The following is a 17,946-nucleotide window of genomic DNA, read 5'->3' as shown; positions in this document are numbered from 1 at the left end:
TAAATTCAGTTTTTTAGTGTTAAATTTAAAAGATGTTTGCTTCAATCACAAAGATAGGAAAGCTGTTTTTGATGTGTATTCTAATTGTTAACGAATACTCGATAGTTGAAAAGTTAAAGTTGTTTTTTTTACATTTGTTTTAATAAATAAGCGCTGTTGTTATTAATTTGTATTATTGTATCGATTAAAGAAGTGTAAAATTGAGTTTTTTTAATTTTGGCTAATTTGAAGATTATTTAGAGTATGAACAAATTAGCAACAGTATTCATAAAAAGCATCCTGATTTAAGGGCTTATTTTTGTTAAAATTAGTATAAAATATTTGAAAGAAATTCGGTATATTTAATATCATAAAAATTGGGGCTTATGAGTGAGTATAAGGATGAATCAAATCTCGATTATCGGGATTTAGTCACTAAGATAAAAGAACAGGAGCAACAAATAGAAGTATTACAAAAAGATTTAGATACCAAAAATGATTTTTTAAATGAAATAAGAAACACTACTCAAACTTCTTCCGTTTTAATTTATTCTCTGACTATTAATGCTAAAGGCGATTTTTATTTTCCTTACATTAATAATCAGGATGATGCTATTTTTGGCTTGAATTTAAAAGAATTGAAAGATACTACTGAGATTTTGGATCATATTCATTCAGATGATCGTTTGACTCTTGTAAATAATCTTCGTCATACACTAAATAGTTTGACACCGGTACAATTAGAATACCGCTATTTTCATCCCGAAAAAGGCTGTGTTTGGCATGAAATCAATGCTGTTCCGGCTATAAATAAAGATGGAAGTATCAGTATTCATGGTATGATTACCGATATTACTTCACGAATACAGGCCGAACAAAAAATGAAGCGTGCTAAACGCTTGTATCTTTTTATAAGCAGAATTAATCAGATTATTGTTCGTTCTCAAAATCAAAATCAGCTTTTTAGCGAAGTTTGTTCCGCTGCGGTTGTTGAAGGTAAATTCAAAATGGCCTGGATTGGGACTATAGATTTTACTACTAATTCAGTCAGTCCGGTAAGTTTTGCCGGGGAAGACAATGGTTATTTGAATATTTTAAGGACAGTTAGTTTACAACTGGATCAAAAAGGAGGAAGAGGACCGGCAGCAACAGCACTGCGGCAGCAACGTTATTACATTTGTAATGCTATTGCCGACGATCCGATTATGGAACCCTGGAGAGCGGAAGCTTTAAAAAGAGGTTTTCAGTCGTTGATGGCTATTCCCATTAAGAAATTTGATATAACAGTAGGTGTTTTTGTGATTTATGCCGCCGAGAAAAATTATTTTGATGAAGAAGAAATCGGTTTATTGAAAAAAGCAACCGCCGATGTGACTTTTGCGTTGGAATTATTCGAAAAAGAAGCGCGAAGAAAACAGGCAGAAGAAGCCGTTGCCGATAGTGAAAAAAGATTTCATACCTTAACGGAAGTCTCTCCGGTGGGGATTTTCAGAACCGATTTAACCGGAGCAACAACCTATGTTAATCAGCGTTGGACTGAAATTGTAGGGCTTGATTTTAATGAGTCTCTGGGGAATGGCTGGTATTTTGCAATTCATCCGGATGATCGCGTGAAATTTTATGAAGAATGGGGAAAAGTAATCAATAAAAGAATTCGATCTATCTTGGAATACCGTTTTGTTAAAGAGGATGGCAGTGTGGTTTGGGTAATTGGTCAGGCAACTCCTGAAACCAATTCTGAGAATCAAATTGTTGGGTTTGTGGGAACCATTACTGATATTACCGAAAGAAAACGGGCCGAAGACAAATTTGTTCAAACCAATAAAAAGATGGAGGCCATTATTGAAGCCATTCCAGATATGATGTTTGAGATTGATTTGTCAGGGAAAATTTTTAATTATCATTCGTCGGATAATGATTTGTTATTAGTGCCGCCTTCGGTATTTATAGGGAAAAATTTAGTGGAAGTTTTACCTCCCGAAGCAGCATCGGTTTGTCTTTTGGCATTAAAAGAAGCTAATAATAAAGGAATTTCAAGAGGAAAGCAATACAGTTTGATTTTTCCCGATGGAGAAGAACATTGGTTTGAATTATCAATTGCCCCAATGAAAGAAGGACAAGCTTTCGAAAGTCATTTTATTGTAATTTCCAGAAATATTACCGAACAAAAGAAAACCGAAGAAGATTTACATAGAAATAAAGAAAGATACCGCGGATTACTCGATAATCTGGAAGCCGGAATTGTGGTTCATGATGCAGCAGGAACTATTATGATGTGCAATAGCCAATCGGCTAAATTGTTAGGTTATAGCGCGGAAAAATTGATTTCGAGTAAATCAGACAGCTTGAAATGGAATTTTGTTAATGAGGATTTTACTCCTATGAAAAAAGAGGATTATCCTGTAAATCAAATTATTCAGACTAAAAAACCACTTAAGAATTTTCCTTTAGGTATTGAAAGAAAATCAGATGAAACGGTTGTTTGGGTTTTGGTCAGTGGATTTCCGATGCTGGACAATCAGGGAAATATTCAGGAAGTAGTGATTAGTTTTATTGATGTTTCTGAGCAAAAAGAAATGAATCTTGAAATTCAAAAATCGAAGGAAATTGCCGAAACTGCTAATAAATCTAAAACCGAATTTCTGGCCAATATGAGTCATGAAATCAGAACACCTTTAAATGGGATTATCGGTTTTACGTCGTTGTTGATGGAGTCTCAATTAGATAGAAAACAGGAGGAATATACCCGTACTATTAATGAATCAGCGGCAACACTGATGGATATTGTAAATGATATTTTGGATTTTTCCAAAATTGAAGCCGGAAAATTAGATTTGAAAATTGAGGAGATTGATCTTTTTGCCTTAATCAATCAGGTGATTTCTCTGTTTAAATACCAGGCAAGTCAAAAGCAAATTGGTTTAGAATTGCATATCGATACTAATGTGCCACAATTCCTTTTTGCCGATCCGTTGCGACTGAAACAAATTATTATCAATTTGGTAGGAAACGCGATTAAGTTTACTCAAAGAGGAAAAGTAGAGTTAAATGTTCAGGCGGTTTCTTCGTCTGAAGAAGATTTTGTGTCTCTTACTTTTTCGGTAAAAGATACCGGAATAGGAATTAAAGAGCAAAATCAGATAAAAATATTTCATTCATTTGTTCAGGAAGATACCTCTACGAGTCGTCAGTTTGGAGGAACCGGGCTCGGATTAGCCATTTCCAATAAGCTTTTGGCATTGATGGACTCCAAATTAGAATTAGAAAGTACTTACGGTCAGGGGAGTAAATTTTATTTTGCAATTGATTTGAAGAAATCTCAAAACCAACATCTTTCTCCATTAAAAATGAATGAAAAAGCAGTGATGAAAAATAGTTTAGGAGCTAAAAAAGTACTGATTGTAGAAGATAATGCCATCAATATGTTGTTAGCCAAAACTTTGGTAAAAAAAATAATTCCGGATAGTCTCATTGTTGAAGCCACCGACGGAGATGAAGCCGTGGTGCAGTATAAAAAAGAACAGCCGGATATTATTTTGATGGACATTCAAATGCCGAACAAAAATGGTTTTGAAGCGACTTATGAAATTCGAAAAATAGAACAGGGAAGTTTGACTCCAATTATAGCTTTAACCGCGGGAATTTTTGTCGAAGAAAAAGAAGAATGCTTAAAATCCGGGATGAATGATTATATCACTAAGCCGATTAGTGTTGATGATTTAGAGTCGATTATGATAAAATGGCTTACCGATTAATTGGTTTTTTTGTAACTCCATATCGCTAAAAAATTAATTACAACCGCATAAAATGCAATGATACAAAAGGGCTCGGTAATATCCGAAAGCCGGGCTCCTTTAAGCATTACCATTCGGATGATTTCAACAAAATAACGTATTGGATTAAATAAGGTGATTTTTTGAGCCCAGTCCGGCATACTTTCAATAGGGGTAAATAAACCACTCATCAGGATGAAAATAACCATGAAAAACCAGGCAATAAACATGGCCTGTTGTTGGGTTTCAGTGTAATTAGAAATAAACAAGCCAATGCCAAGTACCACCAACAAATAAACAGAAGTAAAGAAATAAATTAGTCCTACATTGCCCAAAATAGGAATATCGAAAACAATTTTAGCAATAGCTAAACCAATAGTCAAGATTAGTAAACCCAATATCCAAAACGGAAATAATTTACCAATGATGAATTGGTGTTTTTGAATTGGAGTAACATTAATTTGTTCCAAAGTGCCGATTTCTTTTTCCCGAACAATATTCATCGAAGAAAGAAATAAAGTAATCATTGTTACCAGTAAAACCAAAATTCCCGGAACCATCAGGGTTTTATAGTTCAGCGTATTGTTGTACCAAAAGGAAGGAATGCTGATAATATTTTCCGAAGGAACAAAGTTTGCATCTTGATATTGAAAAAGCTCACTTCGTATTTTTTGATTAAAGCTATTGATAATTTGCGAAATATATACATTTTCAACACCGGCGGCGGCTCCGTCAATCGCGTTGATGCTGATGGATAAATTTGTCTTTGTATCTTTTAAAAGATTACGCTCAAAATGATTCGGAATTTCCAAAATCACATCGGTTTTTCCTTTTTGCATTTGCAGATTCGCTTCTTTTTTCGAAGAGAAATTTTCAAAGCCAATGAAATAATCCGATGCCTGAAATTTTGAAATTAATTCTCTGGAAGCTGTAGAACGATCGTTGTCAATGTATGAAAACCGAATGTTTTTGACCTCAAAACTAGCCGCACTGGATAAAATAAGGAGTTGCATAAAAGGCATGACAAAAAGGATTGGCAACATGGTTTTGTTCCTGAAAATCTGTCTGAATTCTTTTTGTATGATGAATAATATTGTTTTCAAAATCGTCAGTCTTAAAATTATTCCAATCTGATTTTATAGTTTTTGATACTCAAAAGAATAAAAAACAAAGTCATTCCAATCAGAATTAAAGTTTCTTTCCAAATAATTGCAATACCCGCGCCTTTAAGCATAATGGCTTTAATAATAATGATAAACCATTTGGCAGGGATAATATTACTGATAATTTGCAATGGCAATGGCATGCTCGAAATGGGGAAAATAAATCCCGACAAGATAATAATAGGCAACATGAGTCCCATTAGCGATAGCATCATGGCGGTTTGTTGCGATTGGGCAACGGTAGAAATGAGAATTCCAAGTGACAAAGCCGTGATGATAAATAAAATACTTTCAAAAGCTAACAAAAAAACACTACCCTGAATCGGCATTCCAAAAACAAAAACGCCCAAAATAACAATGACAGTAGCATTGATGATGGAGAGAAAAATATACGGAAATACTTTACCTAAAATTACCTGTAACGGATTTAATGGCGACACGAGTAAAACTTCCATCGTACCGAGTTCTTTTTCTCTGGTGATGGAAATAGAAGTCATCATAGCCGAAACCAGCATCAAAATAACTGTCATTACGCCTGGAACAAAGGTAAAAACGCCTTTGAGTTCCGGATTGTAATACAGTTGGGTTTGTGTGTCAATTTGGTAATTTTCGGTTTTGATTTTATTGTTTCCCTGAATGTGATTTTGCAAAATAGCATTAATGTAATTCGTAATGGTATTGGCGGTATTCGGGTCGGTGGCATCGGTAATAATTTGAACTTTTGCCTGTTTTTGCGCGTGCAGATTTTTGATAAAATGATTTTCAAAAAGTAGTACGGCTTTGATTTTTCCTTTTTCAAAAATAGCTTTGATTTGGTTTTCGCTGCTTATTTGTTGTTCGATATGGAAATATTTGGAAGCACTTATTTTGTTGATGATTTTCTCGGTTTCTTTGTCTTTTGATTTGTCTAAAATGGCAATTTTTACATTGTTGATTTCATTGGTAATGGCAAAACCAAAGAGCATAATTTGAGCAATAGGCATTCCAAAAAGAATAAACATCGAGCGTTTATCTCTGAAAATATGGTAAAATTCTTTTTGTATAAAACCCAAAAATCTTTTCATAATTATTCGATATTTCGTGCCAATTGCAAAAAAACTTCGTTCATAGAAGTTACGTTATATTGTTGTTTTAAATTTTTGGGAGTATCTAAAGCTTCGATTTTGCCTTCCACCATTATCGAAACGCGATCGCAATATTCGGCTTCGTCCATATAATGTGTGGTCACAAAAATGGTAGTTCCTTTATCGGCCTGTGCATAAATCATTTCCCAGAATTGTCTTCGCGTAATAGGATCTACGCCGCCGGTGGGTTCGTCGAGAAAAACTATTTTGGGTTCGTGCAACAATGCCACCGAGAAAGAAAGTTTTTGTTTCCAGCCCAGTGGAAGCGCTCCCACAAGTTTGTTTATTTCGTTTTCAAGTCCCAATTCGCTAACTAACTGAGCGGTTTTTTCTTTGATTTTATTCCGACTCAAACCATAAATGCCTCCAAAAAAAGTAATATTTTCTTTGATGGTTAAATCGTCATACATGGAGAATTTCTGACTCATGTAGCCAATGTTTTTTTTGACCATTTCGGCATTGTGTTTCACATCAAAACCAGCCACTAAAGATTCGCCCGAAGTAGGTTTGGAAATCCCGATAAGCATTTTTATTGCGGTGGTTTTACCGGCGCCATTGGCACCCAAAAAACCAAAAATTTCGCCTTTGTAAACATCAAAAGAAATGTTGTTTACAGCCGTAAAATGACCAAACTGCTTGCTGAGGTTTTGTACCGATATGATTTTTTCCTGATTCACAATTTATTGATTTAGCATAGTAAAATCCATAAAAACATCTTCGATGCTGGTTTTGGCAACAGCAATATCAATTTCGCTGTGAAGCTGTTCTTTGAGATATTTTTCTAATTCAGTTGGATTAAAATCGCTGTTTTGGTCAATATAATGTACATGTTCGCCAAAGGCAAAAGCACTGTAATGACTTGGGTATTTTTTTAAATCCAAAATCAACTGATGTGTGTTTTTGGTTCTGACCTTGTATATTGTTTTGTCGTAATGGGAAACAATGTTTTGCGGACTGTCAATTTTTAAAATTTGTCCTTTTTGAATAAGCGCAATCCGGTCGCATAAAGCAGCTTCGTCCATGTAAGGTGTCGAAACCAGAATGGTGATTCCTTTTTTTTGCAGGCGTTTCAGCATTTCCCAGAATTCTTTCCTGGAAACCGGATCCACTCCGGTAGTGGGTTCGTCCAGAAATAAAACTTTTGGTTTATGAATCAAAGCACAACATAAAGCCAGTTTTTGTTTCATTCCGCCTGAAAGGGCGCCTGCTCTCCGGTCTTTGAAAGGTTCAATCTGAATGTAGATTTCTTTGATTAAATCGTAGTTTTCTTCGAGTGTTGTTCCGAAAATAGTCGCGAAAAAGTTGAGGTTTTCGGTAATGGTTAAATCCTGATACAGGGAGAATTTGCCGGGCATGTAACCAATGTTTTTTCGGATTTCTTTATAATCTTTTACCACATCATATCCTGCAACACTTGCATTTCCGGTGTCGGCAAGTAAAACGGTTGTTAAAATTCTGAAAAGCGTTGTTTTTCCGGCTCCGTCAGGTCCAATGAGTCCAAATAATTCCCCTTCCTTTACTTCAAAAGAAATATCGGAAACCGCCAAAGTTTTTTGGTAAGATTTTGAAATATTTTCGACCTGAATACTCATTTTTCAATAACAATTAAAATGGCAATAACAAACTAAAACGATAAACCACAAACTATCAACTTAGTGAATCCACATTTCAGCCGGCATACCAATTTTCAAGGCTCCATCGTTTTTTACGGTAATTTTTACGGCATAAACCAAATTAACACGTTCTTCTTTAGTTTGGATAATTTTTGGAGTGAATTCAGCTGAAGATGATATCCAGGAAACCGTTCCTTCGTAATTTTTCATTTCGTTTTCGGTATCGATTTTAACCGTCACTTTTTGCCCAATTTTTAGCTGTGGCAATTGGGTTTCGCTTACATAAACACGCAAAGTCATTTCGGAAATATCGGCAATTTTGTACAATGGTTTTCCAAAAGCGGTAATTTCGTTTGGCTCGGCATATTTGGCTAAAACGGTTCCTTTGACAGGATTGATAATCTTTGATTTTTCAATTTGATCCTCAATTTTTTTAATTTGAACAGCAATCGATTTGGCTTCATTGTCAATTGGAGCGTTTTGTGTTTTGGTGCTGTTCATTTGTTGTTTCAAAACATTGACTTTCCCATTGACTTCGTCCAATTGACGCTGCGTGGCAGCCGCTTCGGCAAACATATTTTGAATTCTTTTTTGTTCAATTAAAGCGGTTTTTAACTGTTCCTGCAATACATTGTTTTGCGATAAGACATTTTCAGATTTAGAAGCAATGGTTTTTTGCGATGCAATTAATTGCATTTTGCTCAAATAGAGTTGGGTAGTGTCAATTAAACCAATGGGAGTATTCGCTTCCAGTTGATTTCCTTCTTCGACATTAAAAGAAAGTAATTTTCCATTGGCTTCTGCCGAAATAGTAATTTCTGTAGCTTCAAAATTGCCGTAACCATCGGCTTTTTCGTTGTCTTTGTTGCAGGAAATGAATCCGATTAAGATAATAAGTGTTGCTATATTTTTCATGTTATTTTCTTTAGTTTCCCTGAATGATATTGTAATTGGCGATAGCCAAAAGCAATTGGATTTTGTGTAATTTTTGATTGGTTTGTGCTTCGTAAAAATGGGTAAATTCCACAATGTAATCCGAAAGTGTGATGGCCCCGTATTTTAGCTGCGCTTCGGTAGCTTTTAAAACAGAATTTCTTAATTCAATAATTTCATTATCCTGTGCGCTGATGGTTTCCAATTTTTGAATTTCTTTTTCCAACTCCTGGGATTGTAGCTGATTGTTTAGCAAAAAGTTTTCTTTTTCGGTCGCAATCATGTCTTTTGAAACTGTAAGTATTTCCTTTTCTGTTTTCGATTTGTTCCAGTCAAAAACATTCCAATTGGCTTTTAATCCTACGATGTAAAAAGTTTGAAATGAATTGTCCAGCATATTCAGTCCCGGATTTCCATAACCAGCCTGGCCAAAAGCTTTGAGTTTAGGAAGATTATTTTTGGAAATGACTTCTTTTGAAATATCCATTTGTTCGTTTTGAATCTCGTATAGTTTTAGTTCAGGTCGGTTGTTGGACAGGTTTAAATTCCGGTTTAAAACAGGTTTGTTTAAAATGATATTTTCTTCAAAAGTTGTATTGGTTAAAAGCGCAAGACTTTCTAAAGCTTTATTTTTATCAAATTTGATTTCGCTAAGTTGCTGTTGGATTTTTAAATTTTCAGCTTCCAACATTTTTTGATAAGAGGGAAGGAGCGCACCAAATTTTACTCCGGATTTTACCTCGTTAATTTTTGACTGTAATTGTTTTTGTTTTGCCAGCAGAATTTCTTTTTGTTCCTGTAACAGAAAAACGGAGAAATACAGTTGGTTAATTTTTAATTTCAATTGGTACAAAGAAACGGCAACTTGTTGTTGTTGCAACTTGTTTTGAGTTTCTTTCATTTTGGTATTCATCTCATGCAATCCGCCGTTGTAGATAATCTGGTTTACATCCAGTGTGGCGCGATATTGATCTTTATTCAGTGGATTGATTGTTGCATTCGGAATTTTTATGGGAACCTGAGTTACCTCCGATTGATAAGTAGCCTGAGCATTCAAATCAATTTTTGGAAGATAGTCTTTGTCCATATTTTGGATTTCCAGTTGCGATTTTCTTGCCAATAAATCATTTTGTTTCGCCAAAGGATAGTTTTTATCTGCCAGTTTGTAGCAATCTTCCAGAGATAATTGTTGCTGAGCTAACGCTAAGAACGGAAATAAGAATAGCAATAAGATTTTGATGGTTCTCATTTTTTTATCGAATTTATAATGTCTTGTGCAATAATCGTTTTACGTTCTTCCATCATTTGGTTAAACTCAGAATCATTGATGCGAAGAATACCCTTAACCATGGTTTGTGCTGCAAATGGGAAAACAGTCATCGAAAAAATATTTAACAATAATTGTTTTGGATCGAGTGGTTTGATAATTCCCTGCTGAATTTCCTGTTCAATTTGAGTAATTAAAACAGCAGGATGAGGTCGGTTTTCGTGATTTAAAATCGACATTACAAACTCCGGATTGTTGTTCATTTCCTGAATGATAAATTGGGGCAAAAAAGGATTTTGAATTACAAAGTCAATGTATTCCTGAGTAAACTGGTGGATTTTTTCAAAAACTGTCTTTTCCGAATTAAAAATAGTATTGATTTGCGGTGCGAGTTGGCTAAAAGCTTTCATAAAAACCGCCTGAAACAATTGTTGTTTGTTTTTAAAACAATAATGCAGCATGGCTTTGTTAATGCCGGCTTCATCTGCAATTTCCTGCATGCGGGCACCGGCAAAACCTTTCTTTTGAAAAACAATTCGGGCAGCATTAAATATTTTTTCTTCAGTTGTCATTTTTGCTTTTTAACTATTTGGTTTAACCATTTGGTTAACAAAGGTAGAAAAAAAAGTAATCGAAATTACTTTTTCTCTTTTTTAATGAATGAACTGCTTTATAATCCGCCAATTAAAGCGCCGTAAAGAGTAGCGTTCAAAGGTCTGGAAGTAATGACGCAAGTCCCCGTGATGCAGCCTACATATTTATAATACAAGTAGCCTGCGACAGCACCAATAAGTACTCCGATGAGGGTTACTATGAATGTTTTTTTGTTCATTATATTTTTTTTGATAAAATGGTATTTACAATGGTGCTTTTATCTAATACTCCCGATTGTCTCCACAATTGTTGTCCTTTTTGGAACAAAATCATTGTTGGAACGCCGCGAACCTGATATTGAGCTGCAATTTGCTGGTTTTTGTCCACATCAATTTTTATAATCGAAATTTGATCTCCCAGTTGGTCTTTTACATCTTTTAAAATAGGACTTAACATTTTGCAGGGACCACACCAGGTAGCAAAAAAGTCAACCAAAATTGGTTTTTCAGATTGTATGAGTTCGTTAAAATTATTGTTCATTGTTGGTTTTGTTTTTAGGAATTGAACATTCGTTTAAGCTGCAACCTGTATTAAAAATAGCCTGAAACAGAAAAAAGGCAGCCATTACTCCAAAAAGAATTTCGCGGTATTGAAAAGCCTGTTGTAAGGAAAATAATCCGAATAGCAGGCGAATGATACGCATAATGTGCCAGTTGGAAAATAATAATTGTTTCATGCTTTTATAGGTTGGATTTTATATTTTTCATCATGAGAAACTATTTTTTGAAGTTGCTGTAAAGGAATTTCCTCTTGGCTAACGATTAGAATTTCTTCGAAATTGGTACTCATACTTACATTTAGAACTCCGGAAAGAGCTGCTATTTTATACAAAACATTTTCCATACAACCGCTACAGGTAATCCCTTCAAAGGTATAAAGTTGTACCGTAACCGCATTATTTTTTTGGAATTCAAAAAACAATTCTGTGTCTTTTCTTGGTGCCGCCGAATCCAGAGCTACTTCTAATTTTTCAAAATGAAATCCAGCTTTAAAAAGCATTTCGTATTCTTTTTGGTTACCACCAAAAGGGGGATTCACATCAAAATCACGATTAAAAAGTAAGCCAGCTAAAATTCCGTTACGAGCTAAAAGTTGGTGCATTTTCCAAACATATTTTTGACGCATAAAAGGAGGTAGCGCACAAAAGAAAGTTTGTTCAATAATAACATCGTATTCACCTTTGTGTTCAAAAAAGTCTCCCAGAATAATTTTTATATTTGCATTATTGGCAAATTTTTCCTGTAACAGCGCAACTAATGTTGGTGCAATATCAATAATGGTAATATTGGTAAAACCTTTAGCTAATAGGTATATGGCCTCATAGGTATTTCCGCATCCCGGAATCAGGATGCGGCTGTTTTTATTTTCTAAAGAATCAATAAAATTTTTGATGGGAGGTGCAATTTCACCTAAATCCCATCCGGTGGCTTTGGACTTGTATTGTGCGTCCCAGTAGTTTTGATCCAGCGGGCTTTCGCAGCTTACGGTGCAGCATTGTTCTTTATTTGCAATCATTTTAATGACTTATTTTCTTTTTGTTTGTATTAATTCCCCAAGGAGTATACATTGGGCAAAAATTGATAGAAACAGTAATTAACAGGATTGCTGCCATTGCTAAGAAGAAGATACCTAAATTTCCTGTAACAACATTCGTAAAATATAATGTCGCAAATGTAATAGCGATAATCACACGGATTGTCTTGTCTGTTTTTCCCATATTATGTTTCATGATTTCTACAATTTAAGGGTTATTAATGCAATCGTATTATTATATAAATTTACGGATAAATCTGTTTAAAATCAAGTAGTTATAATTTTAAAGTTTTGCTTTGACACACAAAATCCGTTTTAGGAACAGTCGTTTTTGCAATAGCATTAAAACCGCCTTCTACTTCGGTAAAGTTTCTAAAACCTCTTGCCTGAAGAATTGATGCTGCAATCATGCTGCGGTATCCACCTGCACAATGAATATAGAAAGCTTCCTGCGGATTGATGTCTTTAATCCAATCGTTTATGTAGGCTAGTGGCTTTGAATATGCTTCTTCGATATGTTCGGCAGCATATTCACTTTCTTTACGAACATCAACAATTTTGCTTTCGCCAATTTTTATTTCTTTGGCAAATGCTTCAGCGGTAATACGATGAATGCTATCGATTTCTTTTCCGGCATTTTTCCAGGCTTCAAATCCGCCTTCTAAATGTCCCAAAATATTATCAAAACCTACGCGACTTAATCGGGTAACAGCTTCTTCTTCCTGATCAATTTCGGTAACCAAAATAATTGGTTGTCGTACATCGGCAATTAAAGCGCCCACCCACGGAGCAAAATCACCTTCGATTCCGATGTTGATGGATTGCGGAATAAATCCTTTGGCAAAAACACCATTTTTTCGGGTATCTAAAATCAAGGCACCGCTTTCGTCAGCAACGGCTTCAAAGTCAGCAGCAGGAATTCCAACCATTCCTTGATTTAGCACTTTTTCAAAACTCTCATAACCTTGTTTGTTCATGGCAACGTTCATCCCAAAATAAGCCGGAGGAGGCAATAATCCATCGGTTACTTCTTTGATGAATTCAGCTTCTGTCATATTGGCTCTTAAAGCGTAATTAGTAGCTTTTTGATTTCCAATAGTCGAAACAGTTTCTTTACTCATGTTTTTTCCGCAGGCACTTCCGGCACCATGAGCAGGATATACAATAACGTCATCCGGCAAAGTCATGATTTTATCTCTTAACGAATGATATAAAGTAGCCGCTAATTGTTCCTGTGTCATGTGAGCTGCTTTTTGTGCCAAATCCGGACGTCCTACATCGCCAATAAACAAAGTATCTCCCGAGAAGATAGCATGTTCTTTGCCGTTTTTGTCAAGTAATAAAAAAGTAGCACTTTCCATGGTGTGTCCCGGAGTGTGTAAAACTTTAATCGTTACATTTCCAATTTTGAATTCCTGTCCGTCAGTGGCAATGATGGCGTCAAATTCCGGTTGAGCTGTCGGTCCGTAAACAATTGGAGCTTCGGTTGCTTTACTCAAATCCACATGTCCTGAAACGAAATCAGCGTGGAAGTGGGTTTCGAAAATGTATTTTAGTTTTACTTTATCACGTTTCAAACGGTCTAAATAAGGTTGTACTTCACGCAGTGGGTCAATAATAGCAGCTTCGCCATTAGAAGTAATATAGTAAGCACCTTGTGCTAAACATCCGGTATATATTTGTTCTATTTTCATAAAATGATTTTTTTAATTTGATGTAACAAAGATAAAGCATAGTAAAAGCGCAGGAAGTGACTAAAGTTACATTATGGGGATTAATTGTATATTTTGTCAAAAAATCAAAAAGTAAATTAAAAAGTCTTTCTCAATAAGGCTTTTCAAGGCATTTGAGTTAAATTTGTGCTATCAAAAAAACTTCGTATGGAAGAAATGCTCTTTTATGACCGAATGCAATTTGCATTTACCATCACCTTTCATTATTTGTTTCCACAATTGACAATGGGACTTTCGTTGATTGTTGTTTATTTCAAATGGAAATTTCTCAAAACCAATGATCCGCATTACAACAAAGCTACTCATTTTTGGATGCGAATATTTGCGCTCAATTTTGCGATGGGAGTAGTAACAGGAATTCCGATGGAATTTCAATTTGGAACCAATTGGGCTAAATTTTCCGAACTTACTGGAGGAATTATAGGGCAAACTTTAGCCATGGAAGGAATGTTTTCCTTTTTTCTGGAATCGTCTTTTTTAGGAATGTTTTTATTTGGAGAAAAAATACTGGGACATCGTTGGCATTTTGTAACCGGATTATTGATTTGTTTAGGTTCCTGGGCCAGCGGATTTTTGATTATTGCGACGCATTCCTGGATGCAAAATCCTGTAGGTTATGAAGTCTTGGAAAACGGAAAATTTGTGCTGAATAATTTCCAGGATTTGTTTACTAATGTGTGGTTGTGGCCTTCGTATTTGCACAATCAGGCGGCTTCACTGGTTACAAGTTCTTTTGTGGTAGCCGGAATTGGGGCGTTTTATATTTTGTGGAATAAAAATGTGTCTTACGGGAAATTGTTTTTGAAAACCGGAGTTGTTTTTGGATTGATTTCGAGTGTTATTGTGGCGATGCCAACAGGCGATTTGTTGGCTAAAAATGTGGTAAAACACCAGCCGGTGACTTTTGCAGCGATGGAAGGAATTTTTCATACGGAGAAAAAAGGTGCTGAAATTGTTCTTATTGGGCAACCGGACGTCAAAGACAAAAAACTGGATAATAAGATTGCGGTTCCTAATGTGTTGAGTTTTTTAACTTACGGAAACTGGGATACCGAAGTAAAAGGTTTAGATCAGTTTGCAGAAGACAGGCATCCAACGAATATTTCAGGATTGTATTATGCGTATCACATTATGGTAGGTTTAGGAACACTTTTTATTGGGGTAATGGTATTAGCTGCTTTTCAATTGACACGAAAACAATTGTTTCAAACCAAATGGTTGTTGTGGTCTTTTCTGTTTTTAATGCCATTCCCTTATATTGCTAATACTACCGGTTGGTACACCGCTGAGTTAGGAAGGCAACCTTGGTTAGTATATGATTTATTACGAACTGCTGACGGGGCTTCGCCAACGGTTTCATCTGGAAATACCTTATTTACGCTGATGGGATTTGTTGGTTTGTATGCTTTGTTGGGAATGTTGTTTGCAATTTTAGTTGGAAAAATTATTTATCACGGTCCTGAACCGGTAAAAAAATAAAGTATGGAATTCTTTTGGTATATAGTGTTAATAGGCATTTTGGCAACTTATTTAGTGTTGGATGGTTACGATTTTGGTGCGGGAATCATTCATTTGTTTTTTGCCAAAACAGAAAAAGACAAAAAAGCAATTACCAATGCGATTGGCCCATTTTGGGATGCCAATGAGGTGTGGTTGATTGCCGGAGGAGGAGTGTTGTTTTATGCATTTCCAACTTTGTATGCCGCCTCTTTTAGTGGTTTTTATCTTCCTTTGATGATGATTTTGTGGTTGCTTATTTTTAGAGCAGTCGGGTTAGAGTTGCGTGGACAAATCCATAACAGAATGTGGGAAGCGGTTTGGGACAAAGCATTTGGAATTGCGAGTTTATTGTTGGCCTTGTTTTTCGGAATGGCATTAGGTAATGTAGTTCGCGGGGTAAATTTAGGAATGGTTGTTAATGGCGTTTCAACTCAGGAGCCGCATTTTTTCTTCCTGCCACTGTGGAATCCCACTTTTAGTCCGGTAGCCAATGAACTGGGGATTATCGATTGGTTTACCCTTTTCCTTGGTGTGGTAAGCGTGGTGGCTTTGATGATTCATGGTGCTAATTGGATTATTTTTAAAACCAATTCGTCTTTGAATAATCAATTAAAAGCCTTGGTTTATAAGTTGAATTTTGTGTTGTTGGTGTTGGTAATTGTTTCGTTATCTGTTTGGCATATTATAGAGAAAGAACCATTTCATAACTTTTTGGAAAATCCAATACTTTTTATTTTTCCATTAATCACTTTTGTGGGCTTGTTTGGGCTTTTTAAAGTGAAAACTTTTAAAAATGACGGAACCGGATTTTTGTTTTCCAGTCTTTTTTTGGTTGGCGGATTTACTTCGACTACGGCTTCTATTTTTCCGGAAGTTTTGCCTTCAACTAATAAGGTGAATCCTTCTTTGACGATCTATAATGTAGCCAATGGAGATTATGCTTTGTCAGTGGGCGTGTATTGGTTTGCGGTAGCTTTACTTTTGGTTGTTGGTTATTTTACCATTCAATACAAAGTTTTCAAAGGTAAAATGGATGAGGTAGGTTACGGAGAACATTAATTTGCTGAAAGAATAAATATAAAAAAGAGCCAATTTAACAAAAGTAAAGTTGGCTCTTTTTGCAATTATTAGGGTTTGTGTATAAAAAGTTTTATTGTTAAAGCAGTACTTCTTTAATGATGATATAAATTCCCATTACCAATACAAACCATCCAAAAATAGGTTTTAGTTTGTTGCCGTCTATTTTTTTAGAAAGTAAAACCCCCAGAAACATTCCGAAGAAAGCCATTGCCGAAATGCTAAGTAAAAGTTTGTAATCAATAGGAGTGTTCAGGTATAAATCGCCGGCAAAGCCTATAGCCGAGTTGATAAAAATAATTAATAACGAAGTTCCTACGGCTTGTTTCATTGGTAAATTAGCAAAAAACAATAAAGCCGGAATAATTAGGAATCCGCCTCCGGCACCCAGAAATCCGGTTACAATTCCAACCAGAAAACCGATAATGGCAAGTTGGGTAAAATTGGTTTTATAGATAGCTTCTTCGGTTTTATTCTTTTTTATCATCGAAATTGATGCACTAATCATCAGAATTGCAAAAACAATCATGATCAGTAGATTTTTTGAAACCGCATAAGAAGCTATGGTGAAAAGCGTATTGGCAATTTTGGGAAAAATTACTTCCCGGATGATTAAAATAGCAAAAATGGAAGGAATAGCAAAATAAAGCGCCGTTTTTAGTTTTAAATTTCCCAGTTTGTAATGGCTGTAACCGCCGTAAAGCGCAGTTGTACCCACAATAAACAAAGAATAACTGGTTGCCAGTTCCGGATCGACTTTAAAGAGGTAAACCAAAATAGGAATGGTAAGGATGGAACCTCCGCCGCCTATTAAACCTAAAGAAATTCCAATGACAATTGATGCTAAGTAACCGATATATTCCATGTTTTAAATTTTTTACAAAGGTTGGAAGTATTTCGGGTAGCTACAGTAACATTTGTCACATGGACTATTTTTTTATATCATGAGTTCAATTTGGTTGCGGTGTAAGCGAACCAGACCTCGTTGTTCCATCTTTTTTAGTAAACGGGAAATAACTTCTCTGGAGGTGTTGAGTTCTAAGGCAATTTCCTGATGCGATAAGTTTATTTCTTTGCAACCACAGGCTTTAGCATGACGTTTTAAATAAAATTCCAAACGCTCGTCCATAGCTCTGAAAGCAATATTATCGACTACTTCTAATACTTCTTCAAATCTTGTTCGGTAAGTATAAATCACAAATTCGTACCAGCTGCGGTGGTTCATCATCCATTTATCCATTAAAGTCAACGGAATAGTTACAGCTTCGACATCTTCAACTACTTTAGCGGTTATCTGGCTGGTTTGATTTTTTGAAGAACAAATTAAAGAAATCGCACAGGCCTGTCCGGGTTCAAGATAATAGAGTAAAAATTCTTCACCATCATCGCCTTCACGATATATTTTTAATTGTCCTTTTAAGATTAAAATGGTGTTTTTAATGTATTGCCCGGTGCGCATAACAATATCTCCCGATTTGAAGGTTTGAAAACTGCAATGGGCTTCAATTTCCTCAATGAGATCATTAGAGAAATTTGGGAAATTTTTTTTTAAGGAGATCGTTGTTTCTGACATGGTGTTTTTTAAAAGGCTATATCT

General features: G+C 35.4%; 18 protein-coding genes. 3 read left to right on the top strand and 15 right to left on the bottom strand.

All coding sequences use genetic code 11. From position 1 onward, the window contains the following. The first annotated feature begins 365 nt into the window (after positions 1-365). Positions 366-3,734: a PAS domain S-box protein gene (locus B6A10_RS09035; protein ID WP_188220629.1), complete on the top strand. Its 3,369-nt coding sequence runs from the start codon at positions 366-368 to the stop codon at positions 3,732-3,734. On the opposite strand, the gene B6A10_RS09030 is transcribed toward B6A10_RS09035, so the two are convergent. The 13 genes from B6A10_RS09030 to B6A10_RS08975 all read right to left on the bottom strand — a co-directional run bounded on the left by B6A10_RS09030 (position 3,731) and on the right by B6A10_RS08975 (position 13,733). Next, on the bottom strand, positions 3,731-4,855 hold the full coding sequence (locus tag B6A10_RS09030; RefSeq protein WP_188220628.1) for an ABC transporter permease: 1,125 nt from the start codon (positions 4,853-4,855) through the stop codon (positions 3,731-3,733). The two genes, B6A10_RS09035 and B6A10_RS09030, sit on opposite strands and share 4 nt — an antisense overlap. A 17-nt stretch (positions 4,856-4,872) precedes the next feature. Next, on the bottom strand, positions 4,873-5,979 hold the full coding sequence (locus tag B6A10_RS09025; protein WP_188220627.1) for an ABC transporter permease: 1,107 nt from the start codon (positions 5,977-5,979) through the stop codon (positions 4,873-4,875). Positions 5,980-5,981: 2 nt separating this feature from the next. Continuing rightward, complete coding sequence (locus B6A10_RS09020) at positions 5,982-6,716, bottom strand: ABC transporter ATP-binding protein (RefSeq protein WP_188220626.1); 735 nt, start codon at positions 6,714-6,716, stop codon at positions 5,982-5,984. 3 nt (positions 6,717-6,719) lie between these two features. Next, on the bottom strand, positions 6,720-7,631 hold the full coding sequence (locus tag B6A10_RS09015; protein WP_188220625.1) for an ABC transporter ATP-binding protein: 912 nt from the start codon (positions 7,629-7,631) through the stop codon (positions 6,720-6,722). A 60-nt stretch (positions 7,632-7,691) separates the two neighbouring features. After that, complete coding sequence (locus B6A10_RS09010; protein ID WP_188220624.1) at positions 7,692-8,567, bottom strand: HlyD family secretion protein; 876 nt, start codon at positions 8,565-8,567, stop codon at positions 7,692-7,694. A gap of 10 nt (positions 8,568-8,577) precedes the next feature. Beyond that, the gene (locus tag B6A10_RS09005; protein ID WP_188220623.1) at positions 8,578-9,834 is read right to left on the bottom strand and encodes a TolC family protein; all 1,257 of its coding nucleotides are present in this window, start codon (positions 9,832-9,834) and stop codon (positions 8,578-8,580) included. Beyond that, a complete protein-coding gene (locus B6A10_RS09000) occupies positions 9,831-10,424 on the bottom strand; it encodes a TetR/AcrR family transcriptional regulator (protein ID WP_188220622.1) in 594 nt (197 codons plus the stop codon). Before B6A10_RS09000 ends, B6A10_RS09005 begins: the two co-directional genes overlap by 4 nt. A gap of 98 nt (positions 10,425-10,522) precedes the next feature. Next, complete coding sequence (locus B6A10_RS16345) at positions 10,523-10,684, bottom strand: DUF6132 family protein (protein WP_238929385.1); 162 nt, start codon at positions 10,682-10,684, stop codon at positions 10,523-10,525. Then, positions 10,684-10,986, bottom strand: a complete 303-nt coding sequence (gene trxA / locus B6A10_RS08995; RefSeq protein ID WP_026714507.1) for a thioredoxin — start codon at positions 10,984-10,986, stop codon at positions 10,684-10,686. Before trxA ends, B6A10_RS16345 begins: the two co-directional genes overlap by 1 nt. Continuing rightward, positions 10,976-11,182: a hypothetical protein gene (locus B6A10_RS08990; RefSeq protein WP_188220621.1), complete on the bottom strand. Its 207-nt coding sequence runs from the start codon at positions 11,180-11,182 to the stop codon at positions 10,976-10,978. The genes trxA and B6A10_RS08990 overlap by 11 nt, the downstream gene beginning before the upstream one ends. Continuing rightward, positions 11,179-12,021: a methyltransferase domain-containing protein gene (locus tag B6A10_RS08985; RefSeq protein WP_188220620.1), complete on the bottom strand. Its 843-nt coding sequence runs from the start codon at positions 12,019-12,021 to the stop codon at positions 11,179-11,181. Before B6A10_RS08985 ends, B6A10_RS08990 begins: the two co-directional genes overlap by 4 nt. 1 nt (position 12,022) lies before the next feature. After that, positions 12,023-12,235, bottom strand: coding sequence for a YgaP family membrane protein (locus B6A10_RS08980; protein ID WP_055090087.1), 213 nt, complete (start codon positions 12,233-12,235; stop codon positions 12,023-12,025). 79 nt (positions 12,236-12,314) lie between these two features. Further along, the gene (locus B6A10_RS08975; RefSeq protein WP_188220619.1) at positions 12,315-13,733 is read right to left on the bottom strand and encodes an MBL fold metallo-hydrolase; all 1,419 of its coding nucleotides are present in this window, start codon (positions 13,731-13,733) and stop codon (positions 12,315-12,317) included. A gap of 186 nt (positions 13,734-13,919) precedes the next feature. Here B6A10_RS08975 and B6A10_RS08970 point away from each other — a divergent pair, with 186 nt between their 5' ends. Together B6A10_RS08970 and cydB are read left to right on the top strand one after the other, a co-directional pair. Continuing rightward, a complete protein-coding gene (locus tag B6A10_RS08970; protein WP_188220618.1) occupies positions 13,920-15,251 on the top strand; it encodes a cytochrome ubiquinol oxidase subunit I in 1,332 nt (443 codons plus the stop codon). 3 nt (positions 15,252-15,254) lie between these two features. Continuing rightward, positions 15,255-16,331 (top strand): cytochrome d ubiquinol oxidase subunit II, encoded by a 1,077-nt coding sequence (gene cydB, locus B6A10_RS08965; RefSeq protein ID WP_188220617.1) that lies wholly within the window; start codon positions 15,255-15,257, stop codon positions 16,329-16,331. Positions 16,332-16,428: 97 nt separating this feature from the next. Here cydB and B6A10_RS08960 read toward each other — a convergent pair whose 3' ends face one another. Next, positions 16,429-17,214 carry a sulfite exporter TauE/SafE family protein gene (locus B6A10_RS08960; RefSeq protein ID WP_188220616.1) on the bottom strand — a complete coding sequence of 262 codons (786 nt, stop codon included), beginning with the start codon at positions 17,212-17,214 and terminating at the stop codon, positions 16,429-16,431. Positions 17,215-17,286: 72 nt separating this feature from the next. Next, the gene (locus tag B6A10_RS08955; protein WP_055090097.1) at positions 17,287-17,922 is read right to left on the bottom strand and encodes a Crp/Fnr family transcriptional regulator; all 636 of its coding nucleotides are present in this window, start codon (positions 17,920-17,922) and stop codon (positions 17,287-17,289) included. Between the last annotated feature and the right edge of the window lie 24 nt (positions 17,923-17,946).

Source organism: Flavobacterium pokkalii (genome assembly GCF_014596575.1).
Taxonomy (GTDB): Bacteria; Bacteroidota; Bacteroidia; order Flavobacteriales; family Flavobacteriaceae; genus Flavobacterium; species Flavobacterium pokkalii.
Note: the sequence above shows the minus strand (reverse complement) of the source record. Positions and strands in the feature narration are given on the sequence as shown.

Coding starts and splice junctions, on each gene's coding strand:
- B6A10_RS09035 (WP_188220629.1), top strand. CDS start 366: ATGAGTGAGTATAAGGATGAATCAAATCTCGATTATCGGGATTTAGTC.
- B6A10_RS09025 (WP_188220627.1), bottom strand. CDS start 5,979: ATGAAAAGATTTTTGGGTTTTATACAAAAAGAATTTTACCATATTTTC.
- B6A10_RS09015 (WP_188220625.1), bottom strand. CDS start 7,631: ATGAGTATTCAGGTCGAAAATATTTCAAAATCTTACCAAAAAACTTTG.
- B6A10_RS09010 (WP_188220624.1), bottom strand. CDS start 8,567: ATGAAAAATATAGCAACACTTATTATCTTAATCGGATTCATTTCCTGC.
- B6A10_RS09005 (WP_188220623.1), bottom strand. CDS start 9,834: ATGAGAACCATCAAAATCTTATTGCTATTCTTATTTCCGTTCTTAGCG.
- B6A10_RS09000 (WP_188220622.1), bottom strand. CDS start 10,424: ATGACAACTGAAGAAAAAATATTTAATGCTGCCCGAATTGTTTTTCAA.
- B6A10_RS16345 (WP_238929385.1), bottom strand. CDS start 10,684: ATGAACAAAAAAACATTCATAGTAACCCTCATCGGAGTACTTATTGGT.
- trxA (WP_026714507.1), bottom strand. CDS start 10,986: ATGAACAATAATTTTAACGAACTCATACAATCTGAAAAACCAATTTTG.
- B6A10_RS08990 (WP_188220621.1), bottom strand. CDS start 11,182: ATGAAACAATTATTATTTTCCAACTGGCACATTATGCGTATCATTCGC.
- B6A10_RS08985 (WP_188220620.1), bottom strand. CDS start 12,021: ATGATTGCAAATAAAGAACAATGCTGCACCGTAAGCTGCGAAAGCCCG.
- B6A10_RS08980 (WP_055090087.1), bottom strand. CDS start 12,235: ATGAAACATAATATGGGAAAAACAGACAAGACAATCCGTGTGATTATC.
- B6A10_RS08975 (WP_188220619.1), bottom strand. CDS start 13,733: ATGAAAATAGAACAAATATATACCGGATGTTTAGCACAAGGTGCTTAC.
- B6A10_RS08970 (WP_188220618.1), top strand. CDS start 13,920: ATGGAAGAAATGCTCTTTTATGACCGAATGCAATTTGCATTTACCATC.
- cydB (WP_188220617.1), top strand. CDS start 15,255: ATGGAATTCTTTTGGTATATAGTGTTAATAGGCATTTTGGCAACTTAT.
- B6A10_RS08960 (WP_188220616.1), bottom strand. CDS start 17,214: ATGGAATATATCGGTTACTTAGCATCAATTGTCATTGGAATTTCTTTA.
- B6A10_RS08955 (WP_055090097.1), bottom strand. CDS start 17,922: ATGTCAGAAACAACGATCTCCTTAAAAAAAAATTTCCCAAATTTCTCT.